Annotated in this window: 12 protein-coding genes; 1 reads left to right on the forward strand and 11 read right to left on the reverse strand. The window is 68.9% G+C overall.

The genetic code is table 11. The features are described from left to right. Positions 1-3: 3 nt before the first annotated feature. A complete protein-coding gene (locus tag RCO38_RS04285; RefSeq protein ID WP_308327048.1) occupies positions 4-369 on the forward strand; it encodes a hypothetical protein in 366 nt (121 codons plus the stop codon). Here the strand turns inward: RCO38_RS04285 and RCO38_RS04290 are convergent. The 11 genes from RCO38_RS04290 to RCO38_RS04340 all read right to left on the reverse strand — a co-directional run bounded on the left by RCO38_RS04290 (position 354) and on the right by RCO38_RS04340 (position 14368). Continuing rightward, positions 354-4037, reverse strand: coding sequence for a hydantoinase B/oxoprolinase family protein (locus tag RCO38_RS04290; RefSeq protein ID WP_308327326.1), 3684 nt, complete (start codon positions 4035-4037; stop codon positions 354-356). The two genes, RCO38_RS04285 and RCO38_RS04290, sit on opposite strands and share 16 nt — an antisense overlap. 17 nt (positions 4038-4054) lie before the next feature. Further along, entirely contained in the window at positions 4055-5047 is a 993-nt protein-coding gene (locus RCO38_RS04295; RefSeq protein WP_308327049.1) for a TRAP transporter substrate-binding protein, read from the reverse strand. Positions 5048-5088: 41 nt separating this feature from the next. Then, positions 5089-6384 carry a TRAP transporter large permease gene (locus RCO38_RS04300; RefSeq protein ID WP_308327050.1) on the reverse strand — a complete coding sequence of 432 codons (1296 nt, stop codon included), beginning with the start codon at positions 6382-6384 and terminating at the stop codon, positions 5089-5091. Between the two features lie 10 nt (positions 6385-6394). Then, positions 6395-6910: a TRAP transporter small permease gene (locus RCO38_RS04305; RefSeq protein ID WP_308327051.1), complete on the reverse strand. Its 516-nt coding sequence runs from the start codon at positions 6908-6910 to the stop codon at positions 6395-6397. A gap of 6 nt (positions 6911-6916) precedes the next feature. After that, positions 6917-7909, reverse strand: a complete 993-nt coding sequence (locus RCO38_RS04310) for a TRAP transporter substrate-binding protein (protein ID WP_308327052.1) — start codon at positions 7907-7909, stop codon at positions 6917-6919. 38 nt (positions 7910-7947) lie between these two features. Continuing rightward, complete coding sequence (locus RCO38_RS04315; RefSeq protein WP_308327053.1) at positions 7948-8757, reverse strand: putative hydro-lyase; 810 nt, start codon at positions 8755-8757, stop codon at positions 7948-7950. Positions 8758-8918: 161 nt separating this feature from the next. Continuing rightward, positions 8919-9815 carry a LysR family transcriptional regulator gene (locus RCO38_RS04320; protein WP_308327054.1) on the reverse strand — a complete coding sequence of 299 codons (897 nt, stop codon included), beginning with the start codon at positions 9813-9815 and terminating at the stop codon, positions 8919-8921. Between the two features lie 35 nt (positions 9816-9850). Further along, the gene (locus tag RCO38_RS04325) at positions 9851-10633 is read right to left on the reverse strand and encodes a class I SAM-dependent methyltransferase (RefSeq protein WP_308327055.1); all 783 of its coding nucleotides are present in this window, start codon (positions 10631-10633) and stop codon (positions 9851-9853) included. A 36-nt stretch (positions 10634-10669) separates the two neighbouring features. Then, positions 10670-12007 carry a bifunctional cytidylyltransferase/SDR family oxidoreductase gene (locus RCO38_RS04330; RefSeq protein WP_308327056.1) on the reverse strand — a complete coding sequence of 446 codons (1338 nt, stop codon included), beginning with the start codon at positions 12005-12007 and terminating at the stop codon, positions 10670-10672. After that, positions 12007-13620, reverse strand: coding sequence for a hypothetical protein (locus RCO38_RS04335; RefSeq protein ID WP_308327057.1), 1614 nt, complete (start codon positions 13618-13620; stop codon positions 12007-12009). The genes RCO38_RS04330 and RCO38_RS04335 overlap by 1 nt, the downstream gene beginning before the upstream one ends. A gap of 31 nt (positions 13621-13651) precedes the next feature. Beyond that, entirely contained in the window at positions 13652-14368 is a 717-nt protein-coding gene (locus RCO38_RS04340; RefSeq protein ID WP_308327058.1) for an RNA polymerase sigma factor FliA, read from the reverse strand. Position 14369 lies beyond the last annotated feature (1 nt).

Here is a 14369-nt window from a genome sequence, read left to right on the forward strand (position 1 = left end):
GCCATGAACCAGCGCCCCGCCCTCCACCCCTGGATCGCCGCCCTGCAGGTCGGGCTGGACGGGCTGGAAAAGGCGCTGCTGCAGGGCGATGCCCCGGCCGTCGAGCGCGCCAGCCTGCATGTCCAGACGGTGCTGAAGAAGGCCCCCCGCACTGCGGACTTCAGCGTGCCGGGCAGCACCCTGCGCGAAGACATGCTCCAGGCCGCCCAGCGCTTCGGCCAGCTGCGCCAGGCCGTGCTGCGCGCCCAGGCACAGAGCCAGCGCGCCGTGCGCAGCCTGCTGCCCCAGCAGGTGCCCGGCACCTACGGCCGCCTCGCCGGCCAGAACCCGTCCACCGGCGGCGCCGGACAGGCCTACCTCTCGGCCTGAGGCGCATCTCCCCATCCGCCGCCACCCGGCGTGCGGATGACGAACACATCCCCCGGCTGCATGTTCACCTCCCCGATGTGTGAGAGGTCCGTCACCTTGCCGTCGGCCCGCTCCACCCAGTTGGCGCCGGGCCTGCCCGCCTGACCACCCGCGGCGCCGAAGGCGCCGTGGCGCCGGCCGTTGCTGAGGATCGAAGCGGTCATCGGCGCGAGGAAGCGGATGCGCCGCTCGCCGCCGTCACCGCCCCTCCAGCGCCCGGCCCCGCCAGTGCCCCGGGCGATCGAGTACTCGTCGACCCGCACCGGGAAGCGCCACTCCAGCACCTCGGGGTCGGTCATGCGCGAGTTGGTCATGTGGGTCTGCACCACCGACGTGCCGTCGAACCCCGGGCCGGCGCCGGAGCCTCCGGCGATGGTTTCGTAGTACTGACGCTCGTGGTCGCCGAAGGTGAAGTTGTTCATGGTGCACTGGCTGGCCGCCATCACGCCCAGGGCCCCGTAGAGCGCGTTGGTCACGCAGGACGACACTTCCACATTACCGGCCACCACCGCCGCCGGGTGGCGCGGATTGAGCAGGCAGCCCTCGGGCACGATCACCTCGATCGGCTTCAGGCACCCGGCGTTGAGCGGGATCGCGTCGTCGACCAGGGTGCGGAACACGTAGAGCACGGCCGCCATGGTGATCGAGCGCGGGGCGTTGAAGTTGCTCGGCTGCTGTTCGCTGGTGCCGCTGAAGTCGATCACCGCCGAGCGCCGGGCGCTGTCCACGCGCACCGCCACCCGGATGCGGGCGCCGTTGTCCATCGGCAGTTCGAACTGGCCGTCGCGCAGCGCGGTGATGGCCCGGCGCACGCACTCCTCGGCGTTGTCCTGCACGTGCTGCATGTAGGCCCGCACGGTGTCCTGGCCGTACTGGGCCACCATGGCCAGCAGTTCCTCCTGCCCCTTGCGGTTGGCGGCGATCTGGGCGCGCAGGTCGGCGATGTTCTGTTCGGGGTTGCGGCTGGGGTGCGGTCCCGAGCGCAGCAGCGACAGCAGGGCGCCCTCCTGCAGGCGGCCGGCGCGCACCAGCTTCATGTTGTCGATCAGCACCCCCTCGTCCTCGATGGTGCTCGAAAACGGTGGCATCGACCCGGGCGTGATGCCGCCGATGTCCGCATGGTGTCCGCGGCTGGCCACATAGAAGGCGGGACTGCGGTCCGCGACCGACAGGAACACCGGCGTCACCACCGTGATGTCGGGCAGGTGCGTGCCGCCGTGGTAGGGGTCGTTGAGCACGAACACGTCGTCGGGCCGCATGCCCGGGTTGCGCTCGATCACCGAGCGGATGGACTCGCTCATGGAGCCCAGGTGCACCGGCACGTGCGGTGCGTTGGCGATCAGCTGGCCCTGGCCGTCGAAGATCGCGCAGGAAAAATCCAGCCGCTCCTTGATGTTCACCGACTGCGCCGTGTTCTGCAGCCGCAGGCCCATCTGCTCGGCGATGTTCATGAACAGGTTGTTGAACACCTCCAGCATCACCGGGTCCACCTGCGTGCCCACCGCCGCCGCCTGCACACGCGGCCGTGTGCGCTGCAGCAGCAGGTTGCCGCGCCCGGTCATCACCGCCTGCCAGCCGGCATCGACCACGGTGGTGGCGTTGCGCTCGGCCACCACGGCCGGCCCGTCGATGGTGGCCCCCACCTGCAGCGCCTCGCGCTGGAACAGCTGTGCGTCGCGCCAGCCGGCGGGTTGTTCGTCGGCCAGGCAGTACATGCGGATGGTGGCCACCGGGTCGGGCCGGTGCGCGGTGCCCGCCGCTGTGGCCCCGCCGCCCTGCACCGGTTCGCCGGCGAGGCTGGCCTCCACGCTGACCGACTCGATCACCAGCGCTCGGTCCGCCATCAGGAAGGAAAAGCGCTGGCGGTAGGCGGTCTCGAAGGCATCGCGCAAGGCCGTCATCTCGTGCGCGGGCGCTTCGTGGAGTCCGAGCGCGCAGGGCAGCGCGGTGTCGGTGCCCTCGTAGCGGACCAGGGCCTTGAAGCCGGTGGTCACCGCCTGCGTGTCGATGCCCTGGGACCGCATCTCTTCCAGCGCGTCCTCGCGCAGCGCGAGCGCGCGCCCGCGCGCCGCGGCCAGGCCGGCCTCGTCCAGCGTGCGCTCCACCGAGCCCTCCCGCATCACCGTGCGGTCGGCCAGCCCCATGCCGTAGGCGCTGAGCACACCGGCCAGCGGGTGCGCCAGGATGCGCCCCATGCCCAGTGCGTCCGCCACCAGGCAGGCGGCCTGGCCACCGGCCCCGCCGAAGCACTGCAGCGCGTAGTCGGCCAGGTCGTAGCCCCGGGCCACGGAGATCTTCTTGACCGCATTGGCCATGCTGGCCACCGCGATCTGCAGCGCCCCGGCGGCCACCTCTTCGGCGGTCACCGCGGGCGTTCCCGCCTCGGTGCGGGCCGCATTCATTTCCCGGGCCAGGTCCGCGAAGCGGTCCACCACCACCTCCCGGTCCAGCGGCTGGTCGGCGCCAGGGCCGAACACCTTGGGAAAGTGCTCGGGCTGGATGCGGCCGAGCATCACATTGGCGTCGGTGGTGGCGAGCGGGCCGCCGCGGCGGTAGCTGGCCGGCCCCGGGTTCGCGCCGGCCGATTCGGGGCCGACGCGCAGCCGGTGCCCGTCGAAGCGGATGACCGATCCGCCCCCGGCGGCCACGGTGTGGATGCTCATCATCGGCGCGCGCATGCGCACGCCCGCCACCTCGGTGTCGAAGGCGCGCTCGAACTCGCCCGCGAAGTGGCTGACGTCGGTCGACGTGCCGCCCATGTCGAAGCCGATCACCTTGTGCAGGCCGGCGGCCTGGGCGGTGCGCACCATGCCGACGATGCCGCCGGCAGGGCCGCTGAGGATGGCGTCCTTGCCCTGGAAGTGGTCGGCCTGGGTGAGGCCGCCCGAGCTCTGCATGAACAGCAGCGGCACGCCGGGCATCTGCTCGGCCACCTGCTGCACGTAGCGCCGCAGGATCGGGCTGAGGTAGGCGTCCACCACGGTCGTGTCGCCGCGCGGCACGAACTTCATCAGCGGGCTGACCTCGTGCGACACCGAGATCTGGGTGAAACCGATGGCCCGCGCCATGATCCGGGCCGCCATCTCGTGCCCCGGCGAGCGCCAGCCGTGCAGGAACACGATGGCGCAGGCGCGGATGCCCTGGTCATAGGCCTTCTGCAGGTCCTCGCGCAGCGCGGCCTCGTTCAGTGGCGTCACGCAGACGCCGTCGGCGCCCACCCGCTCCTCGGCCTCGATGACCCGCTCATACAGCAGTTCGGGCAGCACGATGTGGCGGTCGAACAGGCGCGGCCGGGCCTGGGTCGCGATGCGCAGCGCGTCGCGGAAGCCCTGCGTCGTCACCAGCACGGTGCGGTCGCCCTTGCGTTCGAGCAGCGCGTTGGTGGCCACGGTGGTGCCCATCTTCACGCACTCCACCCACTCGGGCGTGATGGGCACGCCCGGCGCCAGACCGAGCAGGCGCCGGATGCCTTCGACCGCCGCGTCCTTGTACTGCTCGGGGTTTTCGGACAGCAGCTTGAGCGTGTGCAGGCCGCCGTCGGGCGCGCGGCCGACCAGGTCGGTGAAGGTGCCGCCCCGGTCGATCCAGAACTGCCAGCGGAGCGAAGGGGGAACGTGTGTCGGGTGCATGTCGGTCATGTCGGGATTCACTGTTGACTGAAATAGGGAATGAAGATCTGGTTGGCCTGCGGCCCCACCTCGCGCACCCATTCGCGCGCGAAGCGCTCGCCCATGCGGACCAGGGTGCCGCGCAGCAGGGTGGGCGTGGGTTCGACCTGGATGCCGTTGCGCGCCAGCGCTTGCGCGGACTGGAGCGCGGCCGTCTCCGCCGCGGCCCAGCCGCGCTGCTCGGCCTGCTGCGCCAGCTCGGCCAGCGTCTTGCGGACGGCGGGGTCGAGCGCCTGGTGGGCGCCGTGGTGGACCATGACCAGGTTCTTGGGCATCCAGGCGTTGAGGTCGTAGAAGTGGCGCATCCAGCGCCACACCTGTTGCTCCACACCGGTCACCGACGAGGTGATCATGCTGTCGATGCGGCCGCTCTCCAGCGCCTGGCCGACCTCGGCCATCGGCACCTCCACCGGTTCGGCCTCCAGCATCTCGGCGATGCGCCGCGTGGTGGCGTTGTAGGTGCGCATGCGACGGCCGCGGAAGTCCGAGGCGCTGCGCACGGGCTCGGTGCAGTACAGGCCCTGCCCCGGCCAGGGGGCGGTGTACAGCGGTACCAGGCCTGCCGGCGCCAGCGCCTTTTCAACCACCGGCCGCTGCACTTTCCACAGCCGGAGTGCATCGTTCATGTGGCGGGTCATGAACGGAATGGCGTCGGCACCGCACACCGGCCAGGTGCCGGCCATGGTGGTCATGATGCATTCGCCGGCCTCGGGCTGGCCGGCCGCCACGGCCTCGGGAATCTTGGCCAGCGGCACCCGCCTGCCCTCGGCCGCCACGGTCCAGCGCAGCGCGCCCCCGGTGGCCTGCTCGACCGCGGTGCCCAGCCACGCCAGCGTGGTGGCGTGGTAGCCGTCGGCCTTGTACCCGGTGGCCACGGTCCAGGCCGCCGGTGCGGCCGCGAGGGAACGGCGGGCGGTGCTCCACCCTGCCAGGGCGGCCGCGAGGGCCACCGGCATGTTGCGTCGGCGCATGGGAGTCTCCTGGGTCGGAACGGACGGGAGGGCGGCGGGGACTACTGCATCAGGCCGGGCAGCCAGGTCACGGTGCCGGGCACCAGGTACACGAACAGCACGAAGGCGCACATCAGCCAGAACAGCGGCATGGACACCCGGGCGATCCAGGTGATCTCGCGCTTGGTCAGCCCCTGGATCACGAACAGGTTGAAACCGACCGGGGGCGTGATCTGCGCCATCTCCACCACCAGCACGATGAAGATGCCGAACCAGATCAGGTCGAAACCGGCCGCCTCCACGGTGGGCAGCAGCACGGCCATGGTCAGCACCACCATGGAGATGCCGTCGAGGAAGCAGCCCAGCACGATGAAGAAGATCACCAGCATCACCATCAGCGCGAAGGGCGAGAGCCCCAGGCCGCCGATGAACTCGGCCAGGTGCCTGGGTAGGCCAATGAAGCCCATCGAGAGCGTCAGGAACGAGGCGCCCGCCAGGATCAGGCCGATCATGCAGTAGACCCGCGCGGCGGAGGCCAGGCCGTCGACGAGCGCCTGGCGCGAGAGCGACCCCTCAATGGCCGAGAGCGCCAGCGAGCCCGCCACGCCCAGTGCCGCCGCCTCGGTGGCGGTGGCCACGCCCGAATAGATCGAGCCCAGCACCAGCCCGATCAGGGCCACCACCGGCAGCAGGTGGCGCCCTTCGTAGAGCTTCTGCTTGAGTGTCAGCGCGGCATCGGCGGCCGGGATCTGATCGGGGTGCCGCAGCGCCCAGAACACGATGTAGCCCATGAACAGCAGCGCCAGCAGGATGCCCGGAATCACGCCCGCCATGAACAGCTTGGCGATCGAGACGTTGGCCGCCACCCCGTAGACGATCATGATGATGGACGGCGGGATCAGCAGGCCCAGGGTGGCCGCGCCCGAGAGCGTGCCGACCGCCAGCCGGTCCGGGTAGCCGCGCTTGTCCAGCTCGGGCAGGGTGATCTTGCCGATGGTGGCGCAGGTGGCGGCCGACGAGCCCGAGACGGCCGCGAAGATGGTGCAGCCGATCACGTTGACGTGCAGCAGGCGCCCGGGCAGGCGGTTGAGCCACGGTGCGAGACCGCGGAACATGCCCTCGGCCAGCCTGGAGCGGAACAGGATCTCGCCCATCCACAGGAACAGCGGCAAGGCGGTCAGTGTCCAGCTGGTGGTGCTGCCCCAGATGGTCAGCACCATGGCGTCGCCCACCGGGCGTTCGGTGAAGAACTGCATCGCGACCACCGCGACGCCGAGCAGGGACAGGCCGATCCACAGGCCGGAGCCCAGGACCACCAGCATGAAGACGATCAGGAGCAGCGCGATCAAGGCATCCATGGGCGCCTCCTCATTCGACCCGCGCCGCTTCGCCGGCCGGTGCGTGCCTGAAGAATGCCCGCCCGGCCAGATGGCTGGCGGTGGCGTCGAGACAGGCCAGCGCCAGCCCCGCAGCACCGATGGCCATGCTCAGCTGGGGCAACCACAGGGGCGTGGCGTCCATGGTCTGCGCGATGTCGTGGGTGGTGCGGGACAGCCACACCAGCCGCGCGCATGCCCAGGCCAGGAACAGGCTCAGGGCGCTGGCCGCGACCAGGCTCCAGACCTGCAGCGCACCCCGCCACCGTCCGGACACCTTCTCCATCAGCAGGGTGACGCGGATGTGTTCGTTGCGCTGGAAGGTGGCGGGAAGGGCCAGGAACAGCGCGGCGGCGATGGCATAGCCGGCGTAGCCGTCCAGCCCCTGCACGTCCCAGTGCAGCTGGCGGGCCAGCACCCCGAGCGCGATGATGCCGAAGGTCGCGGCCAGCCCGAGCATGGCCAGCCACGCCAGGGTGGCGTAAAACGAATCCAGAAGGCGTCTCATGGCGGTTCAGGGCTTCTGGAAAGCGTCGATGATGGCCTTGCCGTCGACTCCCGCCGTGGCCAGCCAGTCGGCGGTGAGCTTGTCGCCGATGGCCTTGAAGTCCTTCTTCAGCGTCGGGCTCGGGTCGGCCAGCTTCATGCCTTTGGCGGTCAGCGCCTTCTGGTACTCGGTGTCCTTGGCCTCGCTGAGTTTCCAGCCGCGTTCCTGGGCTTCGGCGGCGGCCTTGAGCAGCACCTCCTGCGTGGGTTTGTCCAGCGCGTCGAAGGTTTTGAGCGACACCACCACCGCGTTCTTGGGCAGCCAGGCGTTGACGCGGTAGAAGTACTTGACGCTTTCGTAGAGCTTGCTTTCCACGCCGCTGGCGCTGCTGGTGAGGAAGTTCTCCACCGTGCCCGTGGCGAGCGCCTGGCCGAGTTCGGCCAGCTGGATGGTGGTGGGCTGCGCGCCGGCCAGCTGGGCGATGCGCGAGGTGGCCGGGTTGTAGGCGCGCATCTTCGTGCCCTTGAGATCCGCCACCGACTCGACCGGCTTGGTGCTGTAGAGGCTCTGGCCCGGCCATGGGACGGTGTAGAGCAGCTTCAGGCCCTGGCTGGCCAGCAGCTTCTCCATGTAGGGGCGTTCGATCTGCGCGAGCCTGCGAGCCTCGGCGTAGCTGTCGGCCAGGAAGGGCAGCGAGTCGGTGCCGAACAGCGGGTTCTCGTTGCTGTGGCCCGAGAGGATGAACTCGCCGGCCTGCACCTGGCCGGTCTGCACCGCGCGCTTGATCTCGTTGGCCTTGTAGAGCGATGCACCCGGATGCAGGGTGATCTTGAGCTTGCCGCCGGTGGCCTTGTCCACCTCGTTGACAAAGGTCTGCAGGTTCTCGGTCTGGAAGCTGCCGACCCCGTAGGCGGTGGGCAGGTCCCATTTGGCGGACGACTGGGCCAGTGCGTGCGTGCCGGTGACCAGCAGCACCAGGGCGGCGCTGGCGCCGAGCAGGGTTCGTTTGGAGATGAGCATGTCGGTTCCTCGTGGGGGTGGGTTGAAAAGTGGCCGGGTCATCCCAGGCCGAGTTGGTCGTTGAGGCGGTCGGTCACCAACATGCAGCCGGGGGCATGGGTGACGCAGAACGCGGGCTTGGACGCCGCGATGGCGGCCTGGGGTGTGACGCCGCAGGCCCAGAACACCGGCAGCTCGTCGGGCATGACCTCGACCGCATCGCCGTAGTCCGGGCGGGACAGGTCGCTGATGCCGATCAGCGACGGGTCGCCGATGTGCACCGGTGCGCCGTGCACCTCCGGCACACGGGAGGTGATCTGCACCGCCCGGATCGCGTCCGCCGCCTTGAGCGGGCGCATCGTCACCACCATCGGCCCCTGGAACGGGCCGGCGCGGCGGGTCGGGATGTTGGTCCTGAACATCGCCACGTTGCGGCCCTGTTCGACATGGCGCAGGCGGATGCCGGCGGCCAGCAGACCGTGCTCGAACGAGAACGAACAGCCCAGGGCGAACACCACCAGGTCGTCCCGCCACACGGCGGCGAGATCGGTGGGCTCGTCGACCACCACGCCGCTCTGCCACACGCGGTAGCGGGGCAGGTCGGTGCGGATGTCCAGGTCGTGGCCCAGTTCGGTCAGGCGGTACTGGCCCGGCTCGCCCACGGCCAGCAGCGGACAGGGCTTGGGGTTGCGCTGGCAGTAGCGCAGGAAGTCGTCGGCCAGGGCCTTGGGCAGGATGGCGAGGTTGGCCTGCACATGGTGGCGGGCCAGACCGCTGGTGTGCCCGGTCAGTTGGCCCGAGCGCGCCGCCAGGCGCACGTCCAGCGCGCTGGAGTTCTCATGCAGGTGTGTCGGAACGGTGCTGGTCATGTTGGATGTCATCGGCCATGGGTGAATGGCGCGGATTCTGGGCATTGCGCCCGGATTCATCCAACGAGAAATTTGCGCGCGACATCATCGAAAAAATCGATGACCTGATCGAGTGCGCGTTTACCCTGTCAAGGTAAACCCTAGGCACCGGCACGGTGCATTCAGGGCTTTGTTCGGGTGCCTGAGGACCTCAGATGCGCGGTGGCCGAGGCCAGCAGCGACTCCGTCAGCGTGCTGGTGGGGTCCTCGCGGTAGCTGGCATGGATGGGCAGTGGCGCCAGCGCCGGCGCGCCCGGCAAGGCCCGCAGAGGCGAGCGGTGGGCGAGCGCGGTCAGCACCTCGCTGGGCAGGGTGGCCACCCCGAAGCCCGCCTCGACCAGCTGCACCATGGCGGAGATCGACGAGATGGTGTGGATGCGGGGCGTGGGCGTTTCGTCGCCCTGGAACAGCTCCAGCAGCGCCTGGTGGGGCTGCGATCCGCGCTGGAAGGTCAGCAGTTCCAGGCAGGCCAGGTCGTTGAGCCGGTAGCGCCGGGCCCGGTGCATCTCCTGGTTGCCGACAAAGGACATCTGCATGGCCGGCAAGGCCACCGAGCGCAGGCCCGCGTCGTTGGCGGGAATGGCCGCAAACACCAGATCCAGCGCGCCACGGCGCACCTGGTCGACCAGCACCGGCGAGGTTTCCACCGTGAGCTCGAACGCGAAGTCGGGTTGTTCGGCCCGCATCCGGACCAGCCACTGCGGCAGCCAGCTGTGCACCACCGACTCGATGGCGCCGATGCGCACCGTGACCATGCCACTGCTGTTGTGGCCCATGGCTTCCTTGATCTGGCGCTGCATCGCCAGCAGCTGCTGCGCCAGCGTGTGGAAGCGCTGCCCCGCGATGGTGAGGCGGAACTGCTTGTCGCGCCGGTCAACCAGCACCGTGCCCAGCTCCTCCTCCAGCGCCGAGATGCGGGCCGAGAGCGCGGACTGGGTGATGTGCAGCTTCTGGGCGGCCCGGGTCACGCTGCCCAGGGAGACGGCCCAGTGAAAGGCTTCGACGAATCGCAGGTTCATGGGGCCGGATCATGCGCCAACCGGCGCCCGCCCGCTCACTCCTTCTCGGACGGCGCGTGCATGTGGGTGCCGAAGTAGTGGCTCATGCGGAACAGGGTCTCGGTGCGCTTGTAGAAGATGATGTACTTCTTGCGCGGGCCGCCGCGCGTCAGGCCCACTTCGGGCGTGCGGAAGTCGACGAAGCAGCCGTGGTCGGCCGCCACCTTGATCAGCGACAGCGGCGTCCAGTAGGCCACGTGGCCGGGCACGAAGGGGTACTGGTGGAACGTGATATTGGTGCCGTCGTAGATGTTGGAGCTGCAGATCAGGATGCCGTCGTCCTTGACCAGGCGCAGCAGCGATTCGAAGTGCGCCACCGGTTCGGTGAAGTGTTCGATCACCTCGGAGGCGATGACCACGTCCGATGGCGTGGCCTCGGCGATGGGCTCGAAGTTCTCGGCTTCCTGCATGTTCTCCAGGTCCACCAGCTTGGTCTGCACCTCGGGATAAGCGCGCTTGACCCAGAGGTGGTCGGTGTTCAGGCCCGAGCCGAAGAAGCTGACGCTGGCGTTGTGCTTGCCCACGATCTCCATGCCCATCTCGGCCATGTAGAACTCGCGCCCCGGGCGCTCGTCGTTGGCGTTGCGCAGCTCGCGCAGTGTGGCCTCGGACGACTGCCGCGCGATGACCTTGGCGTAGTGGCCCAGGTTCTCGGGGTAGCGGATCAGGCCGCAGGAGCGGCACTGGTGGCCGCGCATGGTCTTGCCTTTGTACGGCTTGACGCTGCAGGTGTGGGCAACGATGTCTTCTTCACCGCCACAGACGGGGCATTGGCTCATGGGGTTCTCCACGGTTCAGGATGAGAGGTTGCGGTGTCAGACGCGGGCGATGACGCCCGTGTCGCTGGAGCTGAGCAGCTTGGCCGAGGCCAGCGCCACTTCGTAGGGGCTGAGCAGGGTGCGTTGGTCCTCGCCCGCGAAGTTGCTGCGGCGCATGCCGGTGTCGGTGCGGCCGGGCACGATGCAGTTGACGCGGATGCCGTCGTCCTTCCACTCGTCCGACAGCGCCTGCGTCAGGTTGACGATGGCCGCCTTGCAGGCCGAGTAGGCCGAGTAGTCGGCGCGGCCGCGGGTGAACGACGAGGAGGAAAACTGCAGCAGCATGCCTTGCGACTCCTTGAGCGGCGCGTGGGCGCACTGCGCGACGTTGAGCGAACCCAGCAGATTCACCGACACCTGCTGCGCCACGTCAGCGGGCGACTGCTGCTCCAGCGGGCTCTTGATCAGCAGGCCGGCGGCGTTGACCACGTGGTCGATGCGGCCCCACTCCTTCATCAGGCGCTCGAAGGTGTCCTCGACCTGGTCGTGGTCGGCGATGTCGCAGCCGGTGCGGCGCGAGACGCTGTGCACCGTGCTGCCGGCCTCTTCGAGGATCTGCACGATGGCCTTGCCGATGCCGGCGCTGCCGCCGAACACCACCGAATGCTTGCCCTTGAGGTCCAGGCCGTTGAGGTTGGGCGCCAGCTGCTGCTGGCGGATGCGGAACAGCTCGTCGGCCAGCACCAGGTCCACCGAGTCGGTGATCTTGATGTTCTCGGAACTGCCCTTGACGATGCGCACCTGGCCCATGGGGTGGCAGGCCATGTAGATGCCGCAGTCGTCGGTGAACTCGCCCATCTTCTCGGGGCCGATCTCTTCGTAGCTCTTGACCAGCGCGCCGTACCGGAAGCCCTGCGGCGTCTGGCCGCGGTAGATGTGGTCGCGCTTGGGAATGTTCTGGATGAAGCCGTCGCGCTCGACGATGATGGTGTCGCTGGTCTTGATGGCCACGTCCACCGCCTCGTGCGATTCGAGCGCGTCCACCACGTCGTGGATGATCTGGTGGCTCAGGAACGGGCGCGCCGAGTCGTGCAGGATCACGTTCTTCGGCGGGTCCGCGCGCAGGTACTTCAGGGCCGCCCAGGCCGAGGCCTGGCGCGAGGAACCACCCACGATCACTTCGGCCCGGGTGTCCCTGAACAGCTTGCGCGCCATCTCCAGCGCATCGGCCGGCACCGTGATGACGATGCGGGCCTCGGGCGCGTAGCTGTGCAGGGCGTCGAAGCTGTGCTCCACGATGGTCTTTCCGGCCACGCGGATGAACTGCTTGGGAATCGGGGAGTCGAGCCGGGTGCCGCTGCCACCGGCGAGCAGGACAAAAGCGAAGTCGTTCATCACGCCACCTCTTCAACGGGTCGTCTGTCGTATGCGGTTTTCAGCAGGTCCAGCGTGTGCGCCGACATGCCGCCGGGGCGGTGCTGGTGCTCGGTCATGATCTGGATCACGCGCGAGAGCTTCTCGAACTTGCCGGCCTTGATGGCTTCGAGCGCGCGGATGCGGCCGACGATCTGGAACACCTTGCCGCCGACATCGACCGTCGAGGGCGACTGCAGGTGCGAGATGTAGTCGGGGTCCGACTGGCGCCAGTGGCCGAAGTTCTCGGCCAGGTTCTTCTCGATGTCGTCGGGCACGTAGAACTCGATGCCCAGGAAGCCGGCCTTGTTCAGGCCGAAGGGCGTGAACGCGAACTTCTGCAGGTAGCCGAAGTAGGACTCGACGCCGGTCACCAGCATCCCGTCCTCCTCGTGGTACACGAAGATGTCGATGCTCACGCGGGTCTCGATGTGTCGCACCGGGATGTGGTAGGCCTTGCTGCCGCGCAGGCGCCGCGCGTCCAGCCCGAAGCGGCCGCTCTGCAGCAGCGCATTGGCCACCTCGTACTGGTCTTCCCAGCCGATGATGCCCACGTCGATGTCCTTGTCGTGTGCCAGCAGCTGGCCTTCGCGGTGGAAGCCCAGCAGCGTGCCGGAGACCAGGAAGGCCTTCTTGCCGATGGGCTCCAGCGCGTTCTGCAGGTCCAGCAGGGCCTTGGAGGCCTGGACCGGGTCGAAGCTGTTGCGCGCTTCCTTGTCGGGCTCGGGTTCGTCCGGGTTGCGCACCTGTGCGGCGGGCTGGGGCGCGTGGAGGGGGCCGTGGGCGCACATCAGCTCGACCAGGCGGTCCAGCCAGGCCAGGGTCTGGTCCAGGTCGCCCGAGAAGCAGTGCGAACGCGCGATGTCGAAGGCGGCGTGGATGCGGTCTTCCACCGTGGTGGCGCGCTGCGCCGCCTCGATGGCCGCCGGGTAGTTGCCCGAGTGGAAGTGGCAGTAGGTGGCGAACAGTGCCAGGCGGCTGCGCACCTTGTCGACAGCCGGCAGGCGCGCGATCAGGTGGTCGCGGATGCGGCCGTAGCAACGGCCCAGCGCATCGATGTCGATGCCTTTGGGCACAAAGCTGTGTCGGTTGAACAGCACCTTGGTGAAGCGCAGCCAGTCGGGGGCGTCGAGCTTGCGGCGCACCAGTTCGCGCACGATCTGCTCCAGCAGGTCGAAGCGCAGCTGGTCGATCGCCAGCTCGGCGGCGTGGAACCACTCATCCAGCGGGCCATGGCCCTTCTTCAGCGCCGCCGTGTCGATGTTGGTCTTGCGGACCACCGCCTCGGCGACCAGGCGCAGCGGCTGGCGGGCGGGCAGCGCGCCGAGCGCGGCGGTGGGCGCACCCTGCACAATGGACTGGTAGACCGCCAGCCAGGCCTGGAAGCGGAATGGCTTGGGCAGGTTCTCGACCGCCAGCGAGGCCAGGAAGATGACGGTGGCGTTCTCGCGCAGCACCCGGGCGACGTCCAGCGCCTCCTCGCTCAGCAGCTGCCGGGGCATCTCCTCGATGACCAGGGTTTCCAGCGCGGCGTAGTCGCGGCTCTGGAGCAGTTGCTCGATGCGGGCCAGGCGGGGGAATTCGGCTTCGAACATGGGGGTTCCTTGGCGGTGGCGACCGGTCGGCTCAGTGCTCGCGCAGCTTGGTGCGCAGGCGGGCGATCGACTGGCTGTGCAGCTGGCAGATGCGCGACTCGGTCACACCGAGCACGGCCGCGATCTCCTTGAGGTTCATGTCGTGCTCGTAGTACATGGACATGATCTGCTGCTCGCGCTCGGGCAGGTTCTTGATCGCCTCCACCAGGGCCATGCGCATGCGCTGGTCCTGCAGCAGCGCGGACGGGTCGGCCTCGTCGTCGCCCATGTGGCGGTCCAGGAAGCCTTCCTCGTCGTCGTCGCGGCCGCTGATGTCTTCCAGGTAGACCAGCTGGGTGCCGCGCACCTTGGCCAGCATGTGCTGGTAGTCGGCCAGGCTCATGCCCAGTTCCTGGGCGATCTCGCTCTCCATCGGCGCGCGGTGCAGCTTCTGCTGCAGGCGGTGCACGGCCTGCTCGATGTCCTTCTGGCTCTTGCGCGAACCGCGGCTCATCCAGTCGCCTTCGCGCAGCTCGTCGAGCATGGCACCGCGGATGCGCTGGCTGGCGAAGGTCTCGAACTGCACGCCCTGCGAGGGCTCGAAGCGCGCGATGGCTTCGGTCAGACCGATCATGCCGACCTGGATCAGGTCGTCGACCTCCACGCTGGGCGGCAGCTTGGCGATCATGTGGTGGGCCAGGCGGCGCACCAGCGGGCTGTACTTGCGCAACTGGTCGTCCCGGTTGAGGGTGCCTTTGGCGGTGTACATG

It is taken from the genome of Hydrogenophaga pseudoflava, from assembly GCF_031020795.1.
Classification (GTDB): Bacteria; Pseudomonadota; Gammaproteobacteria; order Burkholderiales; family Burkholderiaceae_C; genus Hydrogenophaga; species Hydrogenophaga pseudoflava_A.

What these genes read in the sequence shown, in the direction of transcription:
- RCO38_RS04335 (WP_308327057.1), bottom strand. Translation starts at nt 13,620, where the DNA reads ATGTTCGAAGCCGAATTCCCCCGCCTGGCCCGCATCGAGCAACTGCTC.
- RCO38_RS04325 (WP_308327055.1), bottom strand. Translation starts at nt 10,633, where the DNA reads ATGAGCCAATGCCCCGTCTGTGGCGGTGAAGAAGACATCGTTGCCCAC.
- RCO38_RS04320 (WP_308327054.1), bottom strand. Translation starts at nt 9,815, where the DNA reads ATGAACCTGCGATTCGTCGAAGCCTTTCACTGGGCCGTCTCCCTGGGC.
- RCO38_RS04285 (WP_308327048.1), top strand. Translation starts at nt 4, where the DNA reads ATGAACCAGCGCCCCGCCCTCCACCCCTGGATCGCCGCCCTGCAGGTC.
- RCO38_RS04305 (WP_308327051.1), bottom strand. Translation starts at nt 6,910, where the DNA reads ATGAGACGCCTTCTGGATTCGTTTTACGCCACCCTGGCGTGGCTGGCC.
- RCO38_RS04315 (WP_308327053.1), bottom strand. Translation starts at nt 8,757, where the DNA reads ATGACCAGCACCGTTCCGACACACCTGCATGAGAACTCCAGCGCGCTG.
- RCO38_RS04340 (WP_308327058.1), bottom strand. Translation starts at nt 14,368, where the DNA reads ATGTACACCGCCAAAGGCACCCTCAACCGGGACGACCAGTTGCGCAAG.
- RCO38_RS04330 (WP_308327056.1), bottom strand. Translation starts at nt 12,007, where the DNA reads ATGAACGACTTCGCTTTTGTCCTGCTCGCCGGTGGCAGCGGCACCCGG.
- RCO38_RS04295 (WP_308327049.1), bottom strand. Translation starts at nt 5,047, where the DNA reads ATGCGCCGACGCAACATGCCGGTGGCCCTCGCGGCCGCCCTGGCAGGG.
- RCO38_RS04310 (WP_308327052.1), bottom strand. Translation starts at nt 7,909, where the DNA reads ATGCTCATCTCCAAACGAACCCTGCTCGGCGCCAGCGCCGCCCTGGTG.
- RCO38_RS04300 (WP_308327050.1), bottom strand. Translation starts at nt 6,384, where the DNA reads ATGGATGCCTTGATCGCGCTGCTCCTGATCGTCTTCATGCTGGTGGTC.
- RCO38_RS04290 (WP_308327326.1), bottom strand. Translation starts at nt 4,037, where the DNA reads ATGCACCCGACACACGTTCCCCCTTCGCTCCGCTGGCAGTTCTGGATC.